At 41.1% G+C, this 18060-nt stretch carries 21 protein-coding genes; all 21 read right to left on the bottom strand.

From position 1 onward, the window contains the following. Nucleotides 1–12: 12 nt before the first annotated feature. Nucleotides 13–1146 (bottom strand): flagellar motor switch phosphatase FliY, encoded by a 1134-nt coding sequence (gene fliY / locus AC4CV5_RS09325; RefSeq protein WP_166852953.1) that lies wholly within the window; start codon nt 1144–1146, stop codon nt 13–15. Beyond that, on the bottom strand, nt 1136–2134 hold the full coding sequence (fliM, locus tag AC4CV5_RS09320; RefSeq protein ID WP_003220879.1) for a flagellar motor switch protein FliM: 999 nt from the start codon (nt 2132–2134) through the stop codon (nt 1136–1138). The genes fliY and fliM overlap by 11 nt, the downstream gene beginning before the upstream one ends. A gap of 33 nt (nt 2135–2167) precedes the next feature. Then, nucleotides 2168–2590: a flagellar basal body-associated protein FliL gene (gene fliL, locus AC4CV5_RS09315; RefSeq protein WP_166852955.1), complete on the bottom strand. Its 423-nt coding sequence runs from the start codon at nt 2588–2590 to the stop codon at nt 2168–2170. Beyond that, nucleotides 2587–2802, bottom strand: coding sequence for a swarming motility protein SwrD (gene swrD, locus AC4CV5_RS09310; RefSeq protein ID WP_003220876.1), 216 nt, complete (start codon nt 2800–2802; stop codon nt 2587–2589). The genes fliL and swrD overlap by 4 nt, the downstream gene beginning before the upstream one ends. A gap of 39 nt (nt 2803–2841) precedes the next feature. Next, nucleotides 2842–3636 (bottom strand): flagellar basal body rod protein FlgG, encoded by a 795-nt coding sequence (gene flgG / locus AC4CV5_RS09305; protein WP_166852957.1) that lies wholly within the window; start codon nt 3634–3636, stop codon nt 2842–2844. Nucleotides 3637–3657: 21 nt separating this feature from the next. Then, a complete protein-coding gene (gene flgD / locus AC4CV5_RS09300; RefSeq protein WP_166852959.1) occupies nt 3658–4080 on the bottom strand; it encodes a flagellar hook assembly protein FlgD in 423 nt (140 codons plus the stop codon). After that, a complete protein-coding gene (locus AC4CV5_RS09295; RefSeq protein ID WP_490922589.1) occupies nt 4077–5540 on the bottom strand; it encodes a flagellar hook-length control protein FliK in 1464 nt (487 codons plus the stop codon). Before AC4CV5_RS09295 ends, flgD begins: the two co-directional genes overlap by 4 nt. Nucleotides 5541–5552: 12 nt before the next feature. Then, a complete protein-coding gene (locus AC4CV5_RS09290) occupies nt 5553–6167 on the bottom strand; it encodes a MotE family protein (RefSeq protein ID WP_326220512.1) in 615 nt (204 codons plus the stop codon). A gap of 11 nt (nt 6168–6178) precedes the next feature. Next, nucleotides 6179–6622 carry a flagellar export protein FliJ gene (gene fliJ / locus AC4CV5_RS09285; RefSeq protein ID WP_003238536.1) on the bottom strand — a complete coding sequence of 148 codons (444 nt, stop codon included), beginning with the start codon at nt 6620–6622 and terminating at the stop codon, nt 6179–6181. 2 nt (nt 6623–6624) lie between these two features. Further along, the gene (fliI, locus tag AC4CV5_RS09280) at nt 6625–7941 is read right to left on the bottom strand and encodes a flagellar protein export ATPase FliI (RefSeq protein ID WP_222142828.1); all 1317 of its coding nucleotides are present in this window, start codon (nt 7939–7941) and stop codon (nt 6625–6627) included. Then, nucleotides 7938–8690: a flagellar assembly protein FliH gene (gene fliH, locus AC4CV5_RS09275; RefSeq protein ID WP_490922586.1), complete on the bottom strand. Its 753-nt coding sequence runs from the start codon at nt 8688–8690 to the stop codon at nt 7938–7940. The genes fliI and fliH overlap by 4 nt, the downstream gene beginning before the upstream one ends. Next, nucleotides 8683–9699, bottom strand: coding sequence for a flagellar motor switch protein FliG (fliG, locus tag AC4CV5_RS09270; protein WP_003220860.1), 1017 nt, complete (start codon nt 9697–9699; stop codon nt 8683–8685). Before fliG ends, fliH begins: the two co-directional genes overlap by 8 nt. 12 nt (nt 9700–9711) lie before the next feature. Continuing rightward, nucleotides 9712–11322, bottom strand: coding sequence for a flagellar basal-body MS-ring/collar protein FliF (gene fliF, locus AC4CV5_RS09265; protein WP_490922584.1), 1611 nt, complete (start codon nt 11320–11322; stop codon nt 9712–9714). Nucleotides 11323–11367: 45 nt separating this feature from the next. Further along, a complete protein-coding gene (gene fliE, locus AC4CV5_RS09260; RefSeq protein WP_166852971.1) occupies nt 11368–11688 on the bottom strand; it encodes a flagellar hook-basal body complex protein FliE in 321 nt (106 codons plus the stop codon). 11 nt (nt 11689–11699) lie between these two features. After that, nucleotides 11700–12152, bottom strand: a complete 453-nt coding sequence (flgC, locus tag AC4CV5_RS09255) for a flagellar basal body rod protein FlgC (RefSeq protein ID WP_490922581.1) — start codon at nt 12150–12152, stop codon at nt 11700–11702. After that, nucleotides 12152–12541 carry a flagellar basal body rod protein FlgB gene (gene flgB / locus AC4CV5_RS09250; RefSeq protein ID WP_222142825.1) on the bottom strand — a complete coding sequence of 130 codons (390 nt, stop codon included), beginning with the start codon at nt 12539–12541 and terminating at the stop codon, nt 12152–12154. The genes flgC and flgB overlap by 1 nt, the downstream gene beginning before the upstream one ends. Before the next feature lie 381 nt (nt 12542–12922). Then, on the bottom strand, nt 12923–13702 hold the full coding sequence (codY, locus tag AC4CV5_RS09245) for a GTP-sensing pleiotropic transcriptional regulator CodY (protein ID WP_003220850.1): 780 nt from the start codon (nt 13700–13702) through the stop codon (nt 12923–12925). Nucleotides 13703–13741: 39 nt separating this feature from the next. After that, a complete protein-coding gene (hslU, locus tag AC4CV5_RS09240) occupies nt 13742–15145 on the bottom strand; it encodes an ATP-dependent protease ATPase subunit HslU (RefSeq protein WP_166852976.1) in 1404 nt (467 codons plus the stop codon). 16 nt (nt 15146–15161) lie between these two features. Continuing rightward, nucleotides 15162–15707 carry an ATP-dependent protease subunit ClpQ gene (gene clpQ / locus AC4CV5_RS09235; RefSeq protein WP_166852979.1) on the bottom strand — a complete coding sequence of 182 codons (546 nt, stop codon included), beginning with the start codon at nt 15705–15707 and terminating at the stop codon, nt 15162–15164. A 12-nt stretch (nt 15708–15719) separates the two neighbouring features. Next, nucleotides 15720–16634, bottom strand: a complete 915-nt coding sequence (gene xerC, locus AC4CV5_RS09230) for a tyrosine recombinase XerC (RefSeq protein ID WP_490922577.1) — start codon at nt 16632–16634, stop codon at nt 15720–15722. A 66-nt stretch (nt 16635–16700) separates the two neighbouring features. After that, nucleotides 16701–18008, bottom strand: a complete 1308-nt coding sequence (gene trmFO / locus AC4CV5_RS09225) for an FADH(2)-oxidizing methylenetetrahydrofolate--tRNA-(uracil(54)-C(5))-methyltransferase TrmFO (protein ID WP_166852985.1) — start codon at nt 18006–18008, stop codon at nt 16701–16703. Between the last annotated feature and the right edge of the window lie 52 nt (nt 18009–18060).

The raw sequence follows: 18060 nt of genomic DNA, 5'->3' as shown, positions 1-18060 counted from the left end.
CCTTGTATTTCGTTATTTTAAATTATTAATGCGCTCTGCCTGGCTTAAAATGTCAGTGACTCTTACACCGAAGTTTTCTTCAATGACAACGACCTCGCCTTTGGCAACGATACGCTGATTAACTAGAATATCTACCGGCTCACCGGCTAATTTATCAAGCTCAATAATACTTCCGGCAGAAAGCTCCAAAATCTCTTTTACGCTTCTCTTCGTTCTGCCAAGCTCAACAGTGATCGAAAGCGGGATATCCAAAAGCATATCCAGATTGTTAATAGGAGCTTGTGAAGCCTCGTTTGGGTCAAACGCGGAAAATTCAACCGGTGAAACCTGAACTGGCGCTGTTTTTTTCGGTGTTCCCTGCCTTTTTGGCGGCTGTTGCTGCTGTGGTTCAATACGTGGCTCTGGCGTCACAGGCTCTTTCGGCTGCTCATATGTAACATCAGGCTGCGGCTTTGTTTCTTCCTCTGCATTTCCTGTATTCATAAGGCTTGAAATTAAATCTTTCGCAAATGTCAGCGGGTAAAGCTGCATAATGCTGGAGTCTATTAAATCTCCCACCTTTAAGTTGAAAGAAACTTTCACCAGCATTTCATCATCAGGAATACGGTCAGTTCCCTTTTCTTCAGTGACATCAAGCAATTCAACCCGAGGCGGTGAAATATCAATTTTTTTACTGAATACAGTAGACATTGATGTAGCTGCCGAACCCATCATTTGGTTCATCGCTTCTTGAACCGCGCTTAAATGGATTTCACCCAGTGAAGGGTCCGCGCCTTTTCCGTCTCCCCCAATCATTAAGTCAGCAATGATTGCAGCGTCATTTTGTTCCACGACCAACAGATTGCTGCCGCTGAAGCCCTCCGTATAATTCACTTCAATCGCTACATACGGTTCAGGAAACGCATCGCTGATTTTACTTTTAGGAATGACAGTTACGCTCGGAGTCGTAATATCGACCTTTTGATTTAATAACGTTGACAGTGCTGTCGCAGAACTGCCGAATGAAATATTTCCGATTTCACCGATCGCGTCACGCTCCATTTCCGATAAGTCATGTATTTCCGGAACCTCTGGCTCATCCGGCGTGCTGCCTGTGCCGTTAAGAAGCGCGTCAATCTCATCTTGAGATAATCTATTATTCTCCATCTTGTTCACCTCTTATGTCGTGATCTAATATTTGCACTGCCTGTTTTCGATTCACCCGGCCGGCTTGTCCTAAAAATTTCGGCTTATCTCCGACCAATACAGTAAGAGGATCCGTGACTGATTTGTCCAAAGTTATGCAGTCTCCGACTTCTAAACTTAAAAACTCTTCTATTGTCAGTTCAGATGTGCCGAGCTCGGCCACGACAGGTATTTGTGCTGTCATGATACGTTTTTCAAGCGACTTTGTTTCCTCAGGCTTTGGCTCATTTCTATCTGATTGCATCCAATAGTGGACTGAAAGCTTCGGTATGAGCGGCTCGAGGACGATATGCGGGATACAGAGATTTATGACACCGCTGATTTCACCGATTTGGGTATTGAGTGAGATTACCACGACCGTTTCATTAGGAGATACCATCTGAACGAATTGCGGATTCACTTCAAACTCAGTCATTTCCGGTTCAATATCAGCAATTGACTGCCAAGCCTCTTTATAATTTCCCAGTGCATTTTCAAATAAATTAGAAATGATTTTCGTTTCAATTTCTGTCAAGCTGTCTACCTTATTATGACTGATTCCTATTCCGCCCATTACCCGATCCATCATCGTATATGCAATCGTCGGATTAACCTCCATCATAATTCTGCCTTCCATCGGATGGACGTCAAACAGATTTAAAATCGTCATGTTCGGGATGGATCTGATAAATTCCTCATAAGGGACCTGGTCAACAGAGCTGACAGATATGTGAATATAGGTTCTGAGCTGAGCAGAAAAGTGAGTAGTAAGAAGTCTTGCAAAATTGTCATGAATTCTCGTTAAACTGCGGATCTGATCCTTAGAAAACCGCAGCGCACGTTTGAAATCATAAACTTTCACTTTCTTCTCTTTTTCTTCTTTTTTCAGCTCTTCAGCGTCCATTTCACCAGTTGATATTGCAGAAAGCAGTGCATCTATTTCATTTTGGGAGAGAACTTCTCCTGACATTTTCCTCACCTCCGTATTCTGTCAAATTATTGTTTATTGCAGATTAAAGGAGGTAATATACACTTTTTCTACTTTTCCTTCTTGGAGGTAGCTATTTATTTTATCTTTTAGTTCCTTCTTAAAGGCTTCTTTTCCCTTGTCTCCCTCAATCTCATTAGCATTCGTATCAGCCAGCAGTGATATTACAGCGTCCTTTACTTGAAAATCCCGCTTTTCAAGTTCTTCTTTTGATTTATCAGAGTCAGTTTCAAGTTTAATAGCAAGCCGGATAATGTTATCAGACTTTAAGTTTGTTGTGATCTCTTCTACATCAACAGAAGATGCAACGATTTCATCAATACTTTTTTTCGCTTCACTTTTTTCGGACTTTCCGCCTAAAACAAAATAAGCCGCCGCCCCGAGACCACCAATTACAATAAGAATAATTAGTAAAATGATCATTAATTTTTTCTTCATTCCGGTTCCTCTATTCCTTGATCCATTGAAAATATTTGTATTTTTCGGTAGAAAGATGCGATCTTTTCCAGAACAGCTTCTTCATCTTCTTTTACTACAAACTTCTTACCGTTTGACAGAGTGATTGTAGTATCCGGAAAACATTCAATCTGTTCAATAAATAACGCATTCAGTGTAAAAGGCTGCCCATTCAAACGGGTTACTTTAATCATAAAACAGCGGAGAAGCGATTACTCGCCTCCCCTCCCTCCTTAACGTTTAAGGTTAACCAGTTCTTGAAGGATTTCATCAGATGTTGTAATAATTTTTGAGTTTGATTGGAATCCACGCTGGGCAACGATCATTTCAGTAAATTCGTCAGTTAAATCAACGTTAGACATTTCGAGAAATCCTGATTTAAGTGAACCTGTACCTCCATCACCTGGCTGGTTGGCTGGACTGGCAGTCCCAGAGTTTAAAGATTCACGGTATAAGTTACTTCCGATTTTATCCAAACCGTCGCTATTTGCAAAAGTAACAATCCCGATTTGTCCGCCGTCTTGTGTTTGACCGCCTGCGTCAACAATTGACACCTTTCCATCAGAACCAATACTAAAACTTTGTGCATCTGTAGGAATTTGAATAGTTCCACCATCCATATTTAATACATGGTAGCCATCACCTGTAACCAATGTTCCGGTATTATCTAAATAGAAGTTTCCTGCTCGTGTATAAGCCGTTCCGTCGCCTGTATCAATTCTAAAGTAACCATCGCCGTCAATCGCTAAATCAAGTGTTCTTCCTGTGCTTTGTGTTGCGCTTGTTGAATGAATTGTATCGATTGTGCCTGAAGATGAACCTAAACCGATCTGCTTAGAGTTCGTACCGCCTATAGTTGCACCAGCCGCAGAACCGCCGGCAATCGTTTGGCTTACCATATCTTTAAAGGTAACACGGCTCTTTTTGAATCCTACTGTATTCACGTTGGCTATGTTGTTGCCGATAACGTCAAGCTTTGTTTGAAAGTTTTTCATACCGCTGATTCCAGAATAAAGTGAACGTAACATTATAAATTCCCCCAGATTTTTTTATTTAGAAGACTGTGCTACAGACATTACATTCCACGGGTTGATCTCGGTCCCATCATCAAGAATGAGATAATAGTTTCCTTTAGAATGTTTAACAGAGCATACAGTGCCAGTTTTATCTGTTGTACTTTGACCATCAGTCCAAGATACTTCTTTTCCCAACCAATCAACATACGAAGTAAACGGATCTTGATTCTCAACGAATTGAGTCATGGTCTTATTCATGTTCATCATTTGCTCCAAGCTTGAAAAAGTCGCCATCTGACTGATAAATTCTTTGTCATCAACCGGGTTGAGCGGATCTTGGTTTTGGACTTGGGTCATTAATATTTTTAAGAACTCATCTTTCCCCAAGCTGCTATTGCTAGTCGTCACAGTGTTTGTTTTTTCAGGCAGTTTATATTCTGAACTTATAGAAGTCATTCTTCTTCCTCCAATTCAACCATCGATACTTCATCGAGGATATCGCCGAAATCATTTGATTGCTTTTTCTGTCTTTGCTGTCTCTGCCCTTCTTGCTGCTGTTTCTGTTCATCTGCAAGCTGGCCATAGATCGGCTGATCCCCGTTTTGGACAGGGAGAGTAAAACGGTCAATTTGGACGGCCATATTTGGTAATGATTGCTTCAGCTGAGGAAGATGCTGTTCAAGCAGTTCTTTTGCTGATTGGCTCGATGCGATGATTTTACTCTGAAACATTCCATTTTCATTTGTCAGCTTGATTGTGACAAACCCTAAATGCTCAGGGTTCAGCCGAATAGTGAAACTTCCCGTCGATCTGCCGAAAGGCGTATACTTCATCTGCTTCCACGCATTGATCACTTGATCAGCCACCGTTTTTGTTTCAGCAGTCGGTAAATCAGATGAAAGCTGCTGCAGATCAAGTGTTTGCACTCCCCCAGTGCTCCGGTATCCTGAAAACAGCATTTGGAGTCCTGATTTTCCATCTACAGGCTGAAGACTTCCAGAAACATCCGATGCACTTTTGCTGGATGAACTCTGCGAGAGCGGTGCGAAGACACGCTTTCCAAAGTCTTGCGATGATTCGGATGATTTCGATAACAAGAACGCTTTCAGCTGACTTTCAGCTAAATTCCATTCTTTGGTCCCTTTTTGAGGAAGCATAGACATTTGTTCCATTAAGCTTTGAAAGCTTTTCAGCTCTGACGCTGTCATCGAATAAAGTTTTGAACTGGACTTTTCTTTAGTGAATATTTGCTGTTTAAGATCCTGAATCAGCTGTTGAGCTACGCCCTTTTTTTCTAATGCAGAAAGAAATTGATCTCCATTTTGATAAATGTCATGAGCTTCATTGACATTCCCGCGATCAGACAGCTTATTCCCTTCTAGCAGCTGACTAATGAACATGTGGAGAAGGACAAGTACTTTACCATTCTCAGATACTTCATTCTCCTGATTTGATTGCTCTGTATCAGACTTCAGTTCTCCATTAATGTCTGCAGCAGAATCATTGACTCCTAGGGCCGTTTTACCTTCTGAAATGATTTTCTCCGCTTCTGTGAGTAATTGATCCATCTCGCCGGACATTTTTGATTCAACCGCTTGCAACAGATTCTGCAGCGCTTGCTGAGCAGTTTCATCCAACTGCTTCCCTGTTAGTTTGCTTAATGTTTGCAGAAGTTCCGCTTTTTGTTTGTCTTGATCTTCAGGATTTGCATGTAGCCATTCACTAATTTTTTTAAGCGCACCTGCTAAAAGCTGATCACTGGTATCAGGAGTTCCTTTTCCTTGTTCTGAGAGTTCCTTCAATCCGGTCTCAGACATAAGCCAGTTTTGAAAAACTCCCTGGTTACTTTTCATGGTTTTAGCTGCAGTACCCGCCGTGGTTTGCAGCAAAGGTCCCGCTAATTCAAGCAGCTTCACCTTTAATTCCCCCTATTCTTGGCTGGCAGCAATTTTTTCTGTATAAGTTGCTGCTTGCTCAGGAGTCATTTTCGCCAATATGTCAGCAAGCTGCTTTTTGCTTAGGCCATTCAATATTTTCAGCGCTTCTTGCTCCTTTAATTGGGCAATAATTTTAGCTGCCTTTCCGCTGTCCATGCTTTTATATACACTGATCACTTTGTCATTTCCAGAAGAAGAATTCGAGCCTGATGCATTTTCAGTATTATCTTCAGATGCCTTTTTTTGATCCTCCGCTGTCTTTTCAAGTGAACGGATCTTTTGATTGAGCCTGTCGATTTCAGATTTACTCGTTTCTAAGTCTTTATTCAATATACTGATTTCACTTTTTTGATCCGTAATGGTCTTTTCCAGAGCTGCCGTATTACTGCTATCCTTACTTGATGCTGTGTCTTTTTTATTTTCGGTTTCAGGAACCAATTCTTTTAGAACCGGCGTTTTTGCCGCAGCTTCCTGTATCGGCTTTAAAACATTGACACCAGCAGCCCAAAGAACAATTCCCCCTGCGATTAAAAGAAACATCAGCGGAAGGATAATGATAAGCAAAACCGAGCGGAACTTACCTGATTCTTTCTTTTTGCCGGACATTACATTCGCTCCTAATGGCCTTGAATCATAAACTGCTTAATCGAAATATCATCCATTTCTTTCATCTCTGCAGCTTTGTCTTCAAGAGCAAACATTTTAAACTGTTTTTCACGCATTTTTTCAAACTTTTTCACTTCAATATTTTTCTCTGTCAAAATTTCTTGTTTTTGATTCATTTGATTTCTTTTCATGATGACAAGCTTTTGATAGTGATAAATCGTATTTTCAAGATTTGAGACAAATTGCTGGTAATGTCTCATTTCTTGTACACTCATGCCGCTTTTCAATTTCTTTTCCTTATTTTGTTCAAGCAATTCCTTTTTGCTCATATTCTCATATAATTTTTCAGCAACATTTTCAAATTCAGAGACAGATTGCTGATACTCGGATAAGGATTGATCTTTCTCATTTTCTTTTAGTTCCAGCAGCTTTTGGAATCTAAATTGATAAGCCACGTTTATTCCTCATTTCCTGTCAAACTAGTTAACGAAGCAATACTTTCTTCCAATAATGCTGATTCGTCTGTTCCCTGTTTTAAAAATTGAATAAGCTGCGGATAATATTGTATCGCTTCATCGATTTCTCTTGAGGATCCTCTTTTATAAGCACCGATATTAATGAGATCTTCCGAATTTTGATATGTCGATAAAAGTTCACGGAATTTATTTGCTGCATCCAGGTGTTGTCTTGTCGATATGTTTGACATCACCCTGCTGATGCTTTTTAGTACATTTACTGCAGGAAACTGGCCTTTATTAGCAAGCGCCCTGTCCAACACAATATGCCCGTCTAAAATTCCGCGAACAGTGTCAGCAATCGGTTCATTCATGTCATCCCCGTCTACCAATACTGTATAAAAAGCCGTAATGGTTCCATGTTCATTAGCACCTGTTCGCTCTAATAAACGAGGTAAAATAGCGAACACAGACGGTGTATAGCCTTTTGTCGTCGGAGGCTCTCCGGCAGCCAGTCCAATCTCACGCTGCGCCATTGCCACCCTTGTAACAGAATCCATCATAAACATGACATTCCGGCCTTTATCGCGGAAATACTCAGCAATTGCCGTTGCTGTATATGCCGCTTTCAATCTCATTAATGCTGGCTGATCTGAGGTGGCAACGACTACAATCGATCGTTTCAGCCCCTCTTTTCCAAGATCTTTTTCAATAAACTCCCGAACCTCTCGCCCGCGTTCCCCAACAAGTGCAATGACGTTTAAGTCAGCCTCTGTCTGCTTGGCGATCATCCCCATTAATGTGCTTTTTCCGACACCGCTTCCTGCAAAAATGCCAATCCGCTGGCCTTTACCGACTGTCAGCAAGCTGTCAATTGATCTGACTCCGACACCCATCTTTTCACGGATAGGCGGCCGTTTCATCGGATTGGGCGGTGATTGCTCCGTCGATACAGGCGAAAGCCCTTTCGGCAAAAGCTTTCCGTCAAGCGGCTCGCCAAAAGCATCGATGACTTGTCCAATCAGTCCGGCTCCAACTTTAACCCGAAGAGATTCACCAGTGGCTTCTACAATGCTGCCGGGCGCAATGCTTGCAGCCTCTAAATAAGGCATAAGCAAAATATTTTCTTCCTGGAAGCCGACAACCTCAGCTTTAATGACTTTCCCAGATTGCCCTTTTGCATAAATCAGGCACACATCGCCAATTGAGCTTGCAGGTCCTTTTGATTCAATCATCAGGCCGATCACCCGCTTGACTTTTCCGTACCGTTTATACGAGTCCGTCATTTCTATACAATCTATCAGACTCTGTGTCTTCATTCAGCTGCACCCGCTTCCAGCGCTGTCAGAAGTTTATCTTTCAATTGCATCAATTGAGTGTCAACACTCGCATCTACCCTGCCAAAAGGGGTTTCAATATAACAGGATCCTTTTTGAGCTTTTTCATCAGCATATATACCAAGCCGGCATTCTTTATAAAGAAGCTGCTTAATCTCATCTTTTTGCTGAAAGACCGTCTCATAGTAATATGGATCAACATATATTGATATATCGTCATATTCCTTTACTTCGTTTATGACCTGTTTCACTAGCAGAAGAAAAGCCTCTTTATCATCAGACTTTTGCTGCCAAACTTTTTTAGCTAGTGCAACAGCAAGCTCAACGATTTCTTCATTAGCGTCTTCAAGCTTATCCTCAACAGCTTTTCTGGACATTTCAGTTATGCTGTTTGCTTGGTCGAACAGCTCGGCATACTGCTGCATAGCCTCAGCTTTGCCTAATGCCATACCTTGTTCAAAGCCCTCGGCTTTTGCTTCCTCAATAAGCCTCTGTTTTTCAGCCGCCCAATCATTTTTTTCCTGCTCAATTTGACGGCGAATAGCTTCTATATGGCTGTTTGCTTTCTCAGATATCCGGTCAGCTTCCTCTTTCACTCGGGCCATAAGCGTTTCTGGGTTCTCTTCAGCCTGCAAAAGGTGAGAATGCTCGATACGCACCTCTTGTACAGAGAGTTTTCTTCTTTCTTTTTTTGGAGAAAAAGATGATTCTTGTTTAATGATATTAGACAATAATATCGTCCCCTCCGCCTCTTGCTATCACAATTTCACCGGCTTCTTCAAGCTTTCTGACGATGCTTACAATTCTTGATTGAGCTTCTTCTACATCTTTCAAGCGTACAGGGCCCATGAATTCCATTTCTTCTTTAAAGGTTTCAACCATACGCTGTGACATATTGTTGAATACAATTTCTTTGACTTCCTCGCTTGCAACCTTTAATGAAAGGAGCAGATCGTCGTTTTCAACATCGCGAATGACTCTCTGAATTGCGCGGTTATCAAGTGTAACAATATCTTCGAAGACAAACATCCGCTTTTTAATTTCTTCAGCAAGATCGGGATCCTGAATTTCCAATGAATCTAAGATCGTCTTCTCTGTTCCTCTGTCTACCCCGTTTAACACTTCAACAACAGCTTCAATTCCGCCTGTTTGTGTATAATCCTGAGTAAATGCAGAAGATAATTTTTGTTCCAGAATTCGTTCTACTTCATTAATAATTTCAGGTGACGTTCTGTCCATGACCGCGATTCTTCTCGCAACCTCAGCCTGTACCTCAGGATTCAGCTCGGATAAAATCTGCCCGGCTTGCACAGGATCTAAATAAGACAAGATTAAAGCCATCGTCTGTGGATGCTCTTGCTGTATAAAATTCAAAATTTGTTCGGGCTCCGCTTTTCTGGCAAAATCAAATGGTTTAACCTGTAAAGAAGAAGTCAGCCTGTTAAGAATGTTTTCCGCCTTATTCTCTCCAAGCGCCTTCTCAAGAACTTGTCTCGCATAGCTTAGACCGCCTTGAGAAATATAATCTTGCGCAATGGCTATATTATGAAATTCTTCTATAATTTCATCCTTTTTTTGATGATCGACACTTCGAACACCTGATATTTCCAGGGTAAGCCTTTCAATTTCTTCATCGGTTAAGTGCTTATATACAGAAGCTGACACATCTAACCCCAAGGAAATCATGAGAATGGCTGCTTTTTGTTTTCCTGTAAGCTTATCTTGATCACGTCTCGCCATTTCTAATTCCTCCTAATCCTCGGCCAGCCAGCTTCTCAGCAGTTTTGCAAAATCCTCCGGCTTGTCTTTCGCCATCTTTTCAAGCTGTTTTCGTCTGACTGTTTCCGCTGTTTCATTTTCCTCTTCATTGATATCAGGCAAATTGATTGGTTCTTGAGGAACCTCATACTCATATTCCTCAAATTCATCCTCTTGCGCCCGTTTCTTTCTGACAAGCATAATGATCAGAACAATGATCGCTGCGATTAAAACACCGCCTGCGATATATGCCCATAGCGGGATACCTGAGGATTTTTCCGTATTTGTATTCAAGTTGACTTTCCCGTCAAATGGCTGAACGGAGACCACAATTTTATTATTAATATCTTCATCAGAAAGGTTCTGGTTCTGTGTTGCATCCTTATCCAATGATGTTCTGACTACAGTTGAGAGGATTTTTTGTATATCATCCTGTCTTTCAGTTGATAGCGACGCTGTATTTTTGGCATCAGGCGGCTCTACCATTACTTGAATCCCTAAATCTCTGACCTTATAAGGGCTTTCAGCGATTTCCTTGTGGATTCGGTTAACCTCGTAATTGATTTTATTGCTGCTTTTTTCATAGTTTCCGCTTTCGGCATTTTCACCGTCAGCTTTATAATTTGTTACATCTTCGTCACCGGTTCCGGCAGTTCCACCGTTGGCTGCGCCGTCACCCTGGTATGTTTCAGATACCTTTTCCGCGCTTACTGCAATGCCTTCCATGTTTTCTTTATCAACAGGTTCGACAATGTCTTCTGTGCGATTTTCTTTGGTGAAATCAATGTCTGCTGTAACAGAGACAACGACTTTATCTTGGCCCATCATCGTACCGAGCAGTGACTGAACATGTTTTTGAATGTCTTTTTCAACTTGAGACTTAATTCCTTGCTGAGAAGAATAACTATCCGCATAGGACCCTGCATCGCTGTCTGATTTGTCGTAGTATGTAGAGTTTTGGTCCATGATGACGATGTTATCTTCTTTTAGGTTCGGCACGCTTTTTGATACCAGATGATACAATCCGTTGATCTGGCTTTGATCAAGTGTATAGCCCGGTTGAATCTGCAGAACGATTGATGCAGATGCTGCAGATTGTTCCTCACCGACAAACACAGCGTCTTTCGGGAGATTAATCATTACTTTTGAGTTTTTGATACCGTCCATTTCATTGATCAAATTTGACAGTTCCGTCTGTGTTGCTTTCACTTTCACCATATCAAACTCATTGTCTGTCAAACCAAAGCCGGCATTCTGCCCAAAAAATGTATAATCAATTGATCCGGTTTTAGGAAGTCCTTCTGCAGCCAGCTGCACTTTCAATGAATCAACCTGATCCTCCGGAACGCTAATCACTGTACCGCCATTCGAAAGCTCGTTCGGCACTTTTTTCGCATCCAGTTCTTCTTTGATTTGCCCTGCTTCTTCGGCAGACAAATCTTTGTACAGCGGCGCCATTTTAGAACTTGAAGCAAAAACGCTAATAATAATTCCAATAATAATAATTGCCGCTAAAGCACTAACCATTAAAATCTTTTGTAATTTAGATCTATTTTTCCAAAACTCGCTCGTTTTGTTTTTCATTTGCATTAGAGTACGATTCATGTTAACCCCCGGTCATTCCACTCTTTCTCTTAATCGTCAGACCCCCTACATTTGCATTCTCATAATCTCCTGATAAGCTTCCACTGCTTTATTGCGGAACTCTGTTGCTGCAGTTAGAGAGATGCTTGCTTTTTGAGCGGCGATCATGACCTCATCAAGATTTACATCTTTTCCTGCAGCCAAGGCATTAGTCATGTTGTCAGAAGTTACTTGGGACTCATTTAACGAACTAATAGAGTTTTTTAAAAGCTCCGAAAAGCTTGTTTGATTTGAAGAATCTGTTTTTTGACTATTGTTTACTTGATTTGTTGCATTTTGAGTGTTTTGAGTATTTTGAACCTGAAAAGGAGAAATTGCATTAATCACATTCATTCACCTTACTTTCCGATTTCTAACGCCTTCATCAGCATTCCCTTTGTGGCATTCATCGCTGTGACATTCGCCTCGTATGATCTTGTGCTGCTGACAAGGTCAACCATTTCTTTCAACGGATCTACATTAGGCTTTTGTACATATCCTTCAGCGTTTGCATCAGGGTCTGTCGGATCATATACAAGATTAAATTCTGAGTCATCTTCCGTAATTTTAGAAACTTTCACACCGTTTCCAGCATTGCCGCTTCCGCTCATTTGAGAATTGAGAATGGAAGAGAACGATTCACCTTTTGACTGCAGGGAAACCATTTTTCTTCTGTAAGGGACCCATTCTCCGTTCACCTGCTTAGCTCTTGTCGTATCCATATTTGCCAAGTTAGACGATACAACGTCCATTCTGACTCGCTGAGCTGTTAAAGCAGATGCTGAAACATTTATGCTATGAAAAGCTGTCATCATTTTCCTCCTGTTAATACGGTCTTCAGCGAATTAAATTTACCGTTCATTCTTTCAACTAAAGCTTGATAGTTGATTTGATTTTGTGCCAATTCTGTCATCTCTTTGTCAACGTCAACATTGTTTCCGTTTTGCTGATACGATGTATCTCCGCTCGTTACAATTGAATAATTCGAATCAGTGCCAGAAAAATCAATATGACGATAGTCTGTTTTTATCGCTTCAAGACGAGAGGATTCTTGATCTAATAAATTTTGGAAAGAGACTTTTTTTGCCTTATAGTTCGGTGTATCTATATTGGCGATATTATTAGTTATGACTTTTTGCTTAATATCCGCTCTGCTCAAGGCATTTTCAAGATTTTGTATCGTTCCAGAAAATAAGCTCAAATCCACTTACCTCCATTTCAGTTTTTTTCACCCTCAATATCCTTGTCGAGAATTGTAAAACTATATGCTTATTGTAAGAAATAACAGGCATAAAGTCTATGAAGATCGTGTAAAAAAATGTCCTCACAATTATCTATTTTACAACTAGGTACATAGTCCTAGATTGTTAGAACTACATTTTCCGCCTTAATATAAGCCTGAAAATAGCAGAATTTCTGTTTTTTCTATATTCTTTTCGTCATTTTTAAGCCTTTTTCAAGAAATTTGCGAGATTTATTAAAATTATTACAAAGAAAGACTTTCATCCCAGGAATTAAAGCTTATTGATTTCCTTTATTTGAAATAAAAAAAGAACCCCTTATAAGGGGTTCTTTGGCATGATTAATGAGATTTTAGATTTTCTAATTCAATTAGGAATTTGTTGTTTAGGACTTTGATATAAGTACCTTTCATTCCTAATGATCTTGACTCGATAACACCCGCGCTTTCCAGCTTTCTGAGTGCGTTCACAATAACAGAACGGGTAATGCCGACGCGATCAGCGATTTTACTTGCAACAAGAAGACCTTCGTTTCCGTCAAGCTCTTCAAAAATGTGCTCAATTGCTTCAAGCTCACTGTAAGAAAGAGAACTGATAGCCATTTGAACGACAGCTTTGCTTCTTGCTTCCTCTTCGATTTCTTCTGCTTTTTCTCTCAGGATCTCCATTCCAACAACTGTAGCGCCGTATTCAGCGAGGATTAAGTCATCGTCATTAAACTGATCCTGTAAACGTGAAAGAATGAGTGTTCCTAATCTTTCTCCGCCACCGATGATCGGCACAATTGTTGTTAAACCAGCTTGGAACAAGTCTCTGTTTTCAACAGGAAAAGCAGTATATTCACTATTAATATCCAAGTTAGAAGATGTTTCAGGGACATTAAACAGATTTTTCGTATATTCTTCAGGGAATTGACGATCCTCAAGCATTTTTTTCATACGATCATTTTCAATTTGCTGGTTAATAGAATATCCAAGGAGTTTGCCTCTGCGGCTTACAACGAAAATATTGGAATCAATTACATCCCGCAGCGTCTCCGCCATTTCCTTGAAATTTACCGGTTTCCCTGCCGCAGCTTGCAGCATGGAGTTAATAATTCTTGTTTTTTGTAATAAAGCCATGATAAATAATCCTCCTAAACATTCCTCTTATTAAATTTTTCACAATATAAATTGACTTAAATCTTTGTTTTTGGCTATCGTTCCGAGCTTTTCTTCGACATACTGTGGTGTAATCGTTATTTTCTCCATTGTTACATCAGGAGCTTCAAACGATAAATCTTCTAATAGACGTTCAAGTATTGTATGAAGGCGTCTCGCACCGATATTATCTGTGTCCTGGTTCACATGATAAGCCACTTCAGCAATCTTATGAATAGCTTCGTCAGAAAATTCAAGAGATATACCTTCAGTCTCTAATAATGCCTGATATTGTTTCAGCAGCGCATTATCCGGCTCAACCAAAATTCTTACAAAGTCGTCTACCGTGAGTTTGCTCAGTTCTACACGAATCGGGAAACGCCCCTGCAGTTCAGGAATCAAATCAGACGGTTTGGCCATATGAAACGCTCCTGCTGCAATAAATAACACATGGTCCGTTTTTACCGAACCATATTTAGTGACAACGGTAGAACCCTCAACGATTGGGAGAATGTCCCGCTGAACGCCTTCTCTAGATACATCGGCAGAGGATGACGCCCCACCGTTTTTTGCAATCTTATCAATTTCGTCGATAAAGATAATCCCACTCTCTTCTGCTCTTTGAACAGCTTCCTGGCTGACTTCATCCATATCGATGAGTTTGCTTGCTTCTTCATTCGTCAGGACTTTTCTGGCTTCTCTGACTGTCATTTTGCGCCGTTTCTTTTTCTTTGGCATTAACCCGCTCAGCGCATCCTGCATATTCATGCCCATCTGCTCCATACCCGAGCCCTGCAGCATGTCAAACATAGAAGGCTGCTGCTCTTCGACTTCTACTGTTACATAGTGGTCTTCCAGCTCTCCTAAAGCCAGCTGATGTGCCATGCGTTTTCTTTTTTCTTCAATGTTTGCTTCTTCCTGGCTTTCCGCCTCATCTTCACCGTTCGGTTGGCTGCCGCCAAAAAACATTTCAAACGGATTTTTAACGCCTGATTGTTTTTTCTTCCCAGGAACTAACAGACGAACAATGCGTTTGTTTGCATTTTCTTCTGCCTGCTCCTTTACTTCATTCATTTTCTCTTCTTTTATAAGCCGTACAGAAGTTTCCACAAGGTCTCTAACCATTGATTCAACATCTCTGCCTACATAGCCGACTTCGGTAAATTTTGTAGCTTCAATTTTGATAAATGGCGCTCCTGAAAGCTTAGCGATTCGTCTTGCAATTTCAGTTTTTCCAACGCCGGTAGGCCCCATCATTAAAATGTTTTTCGGAACGACCTCGTCCTTCAGCTTTTCATCCAGAAGACTTCTTCTATAGCGGTTTCTTAATGCCACGGCGACAGCTTTTTTCGCGTTTTGCTGACCGACAATATATTGGTCTAACCGATCTACAATCTGTCTTGGTGTTAACGATTGTTTTTCCATGCGCCTCAAGTCCTTTCTATTCAAGCTCTTCCAGTATGATTTGATCGTTCGTGTAAACACAAATTTCGCCTGCTGTTTCTAACGCGGCTCTAGCAATTTCACTTGCAGACATAGTTTCACCGGCATGTTTTTTCAAAGCTCTTCCGGCTGCCAGAGCGTAATTGCCTCCTGACCCAATCGCGAGGATGCCGTCATCTGGTTCGATTACCTCGCCTGTTCCCGATACGAGAAGCAAAGTATCCTGGTTCATAACAATCAGCATGGCTTCAAGCTTTCTAAGCACTTTATCACTGCGCCATTCCTTCGCAAGCTCAACAGCTGCCCGTTTTAAGTTGCCGTTATATTCTTCAAGCTTAGCTTCAAACTTTTCGAATAATGTGAAAGCGTCTGCAACAGATCCCGCAAACCCGGCAAGAACCTTGCCGTTAAACAGTTTTCTCACCTTTCTTGCAGTGTGTTTCATGACAACAGCCTGACCAAATGTCACTTGGCCGTCTCCGGACATAGCGCTTCGTCCCTTATGCTGTACGGCAAATATTGTGGTCGCATGAAAAGATGACATAAAGGGCCTCCTTTAATTTTTCTTAAAAGCTCTTGGATGGTGAGACATATATGTGTTTCTCAACATTTCCTTCGAAACGTGCGTGTATATCTGTGTCGAAGACAGATTGGAATGCCCGAGCAGTTCCTGAACGCTTCTCAAATCTGCTCCTTCGTTTAACAGATGAGTGGCGAACGTATGTCGAAGCATATGCGGATGGATATGTAAAGTGCCGGACGCTTTTTGAACAAGCCCGCTTAAAATATGTCTGATACCTCGGGCTGTAAGCGGTCCGCCTCTTTGATTTACGAATAATAGATCATGAGGTTCTTTTGCTTTCCTCAGCAAGCACTGTCTTCCGCTATTCATATATACCTTCAACGCTTCGCGGGCGTAAGACCCAAAGGGGATATAGCGCTGCTTCTTGCCTTTACCGTGAACAAGAACAGTGTCCATAAATAAGTCAACGTCGTTAACCGTTATGGAACAGCATTCACTGACCCTCATTCCGGTAGCATAGAGAAGCTCTAACAGCGCTTGATCCCTCAATCCGGTCGGCTGGCTTATATCTGAAACTTCAAACAGCTCCTCAAGCTCTTTTTGATATAGAAACTTTGGTATCCGTTTCTCTTGTTTCGGCAGATGAACAAGCTGAAACGGATTTTCTTCAACAAGCTTTTCCCGCATCAGAAACTTATAAAAGCTTCTTAATGCAGATATCTTTTTGCTTATTGTTCTTCTCGATAAACCTTTTTCATAAGCTTCTGTCAAAAAAATCCTAGTATCTTGATATGCAGCTTTTTCAAATCCATTTATACCTTGAACGCGCAGGAAAGTCTCGAATTCTTCAATTGAATCCACATAATTCACAATAGTATATTGTGAATAATTTTTTTCAATTTGTAAATATTCAACGAATAACTTTACGAAATTCTTAACATTCTCCATGCCTAATACCTCCCCTGAAGGGCTTTTAAATGGTATCACAAATCGCGTTCAGGTTGCAATCAATACCTATATTGTTTTCGAAATTGTTTGAATTGTCTCAATCGCACGGTTCGCATATTGTTCATTACGCTCTTTTTTATTTTTAATTTTAACAGGCAATTCTTTTAAAAGCCCAAAGTTTGCATTCATCGGCTGGAAGTTCTTCTGGTTTGTTGTTGTAATATAGTGAGCCATACTGCCTATTGCTGTTTCCTGAGGAAAAGTGACAAGCTCTTCTCCTAAAACAAGTTTAGCCGCATTAATTCCCGCTACCAGTCCTGAGGCAGCTGATTCTACATATCCTTCTACTCCCGTCATTTGGCCTGCAAAGAATAGATCACTGCGGTTATTAAATTGATAAGTCGGCTTTAACAGGCTTGGAGAGTTAATGAACGTGTTTCTGTGCATCACGCCGTATCTGACGATTTCTACATTTTCAAGCCCAGGGATCAATTTGAGAACTTCCTTTTGGTCTCCCCATTTTAAATGTGTCTGGAATCCTACAATATTATAGAGTGTTCCCGCAGCATCATCCTGTCTGAGCTGAACGACAGCATGTGGACGTTTTCCTGTAACAGGATGCTCTAAACCAACCGGTTTCATCGGTCCGAATAGCATTGTTTTCTTTCCCCGTTTTGCCATGACTTCAATCGGCATGCAGCCTTCAAAGAAAATCTCTTTTTCAAATTCTTTTAACGGAACTGTTTCTGCTGATGTTAATGCTTCATGAAAACGGTCAAACTCCTCTTCTGTCATCGGGCAGTTCAAGTATGCCGCTTCACCTTTATCGTAACGGGATTTCAAGTATACTTTATCCATATCAAGGCTGTCTTTTTCTACAATTGGTGCCGCTGCGTCATAAAAATACAAATAGTCTTCGCCAGTCAGCTCCTTCAACTGTGCAGACAGTGATTCAGATGTTAACGGACCCGTTGCGATAATTGTAGGGCCTTCAGGAATTCCTGTCACTTCTTCATTAATAACAGTTACGTTTGGGTGATTTTTAACCCGATTTGTTACACTTGCGGCAAATTCATGACGGTCTACTGCGAGAGCTCCGCCGGCAGGCACCGAACATTCGTCAGCAGCCGCGATGATGGCTGAATCAAGCGCCCGCATTTCTTCTTTTAATACACCGACAGCGTTAGCAAGCGTATTGGAGCGCAGAGAGTTGCTGCACACAAGCTCGGCAAATTTATCTGTATGGTGCGCAGGCGTTTGTTTAACAGGGCGCATTTCATATAATTTGACTTGAATTCCCCGTTTGGCAAGCTGCCATGCTGCTTCACTTCCTGCGAGTCCGGCTCCGATTACATTCACTGTTTGTTGGTTCATCTTTCACATCTCCTAGTTTATTATTCAAGGCCTTCTTTTAACACACAAAGAA

It is taken from the genome of Bacillus sp. NS1, from assembly GCF_058248265.1.
The sequence above is the reverse complement of the archived record's forward strand: the minus strand, read 5'-3'. Positions and strand labels throughout refer to the sequence as shown.

Excerpts from the sequence above, each read along its gene's own strand:
- fliY (WP_166852953.1), bottom strand. The coding sequence starts at position 1,146 with ATGGAGAATAATAGATTATCTCAAGATGAGATTGACGCGCTTCTTAAC.
- fliM (WP_003220879.1), bottom strand. The coding sequence starts at position 2,134 with ATGTCAGGAGAAGTTCTCTCCCAAAATGAAATAGATGCACTGCTTTCT.
- fliL (WP_166852955.1), bottom strand. The coding sequence starts at position 2,590 with ATGAAGAAAAAATTAATGATCATTTTACTAATTATTCTTATTGTAATT.
- swrD (WP_003220876.1), bottom strand. The coding sequence starts at position 2,802 with ATGATTAAAGTAACCCGTTTGAATGGGCAGCCTTTTACACTGAATGCG.
- flgG (WP_166852957.1), bottom strand. The coding sequence starts at position 3,636 with ATGTTACGTTCACTTTATTCTGGAATCAGCGGTATGAAAAACTTTCAA.
- flgD (WP_166852959.1), bottom strand. The coding sequence starts at position 4,080 with ATGACTTCTATAAGTTCAGAATATAAACTGCCTGAAAAAACAAACACT.
- AC4CV5_RS09290 (WP_326220512.1), bottom strand. The coding sequence starts at position 6,167 with ATGTCCGGCAAAAAGAAAGAATCAGGTAAGTTCCGCTCGGTTTTGCTT.
- fliI (WP_222142828.1), bottom strand. The coding sequence starts at position 7,941 with ATGAAGACACAGAGTCTGATAGATTGTATAGAAATGACGGACTCGTAT.
- fliG (WP_003220860.1), bottom strand. The coding sequence starts at position 9,699 with ATGGCGAGACGTGATCAAGATAAGCTTACAGGAAAACAAAAAGCAGCC.
- fliF (WP_490922584.1), bottom strand. The coding sequence starts at position 11,322 with ATGAATCGTACTCTAATGCAAATGAAAAACAAAACGAGCGAGTTTTGG.
- flgC (WP_490922581.1), bottom strand. The coding sequence starts at position 12,152 with ATGACAGCTTTTCATAGCATAAATGTTTCAGCATCTGCTTTAACAGCT.
- codY (WP_003220850.1), bottom strand. The coding sequence starts at position 13,702 with ATGGCTTTATTACAAAAAACAAGAATTATTAACTCCATGCTGCAAGCT.
- hslU (WP_166852976.1), bottom strand. The coding sequence starts at position 15,145 with ATGGAAAAACAATCGTTAACACCAAGACAGATTGTAGATCGGTTAGAC.
- clpQ (WP_166852979.1), bottom strand. The coding sequence starts at position 15,707 with ATGTCATCTTTTCATGCGACCACAATATTTGCCGTACAGCATAAGGGA.
- xerC (WP_490922577.1), bottom strand. The coding sequence starts at position 16,634 with ATGGAGAATGTTAAGAATTTCGTAAAGTTATTCGTTGAATATTTACAA.
- trmFO (WP_166852985.1), bottom strand. The coding sequence starts at position 18,008 with ATGAACCAACAAACAGTGAATGTAATCGGAGCCGGACTCGCAGGAAGT.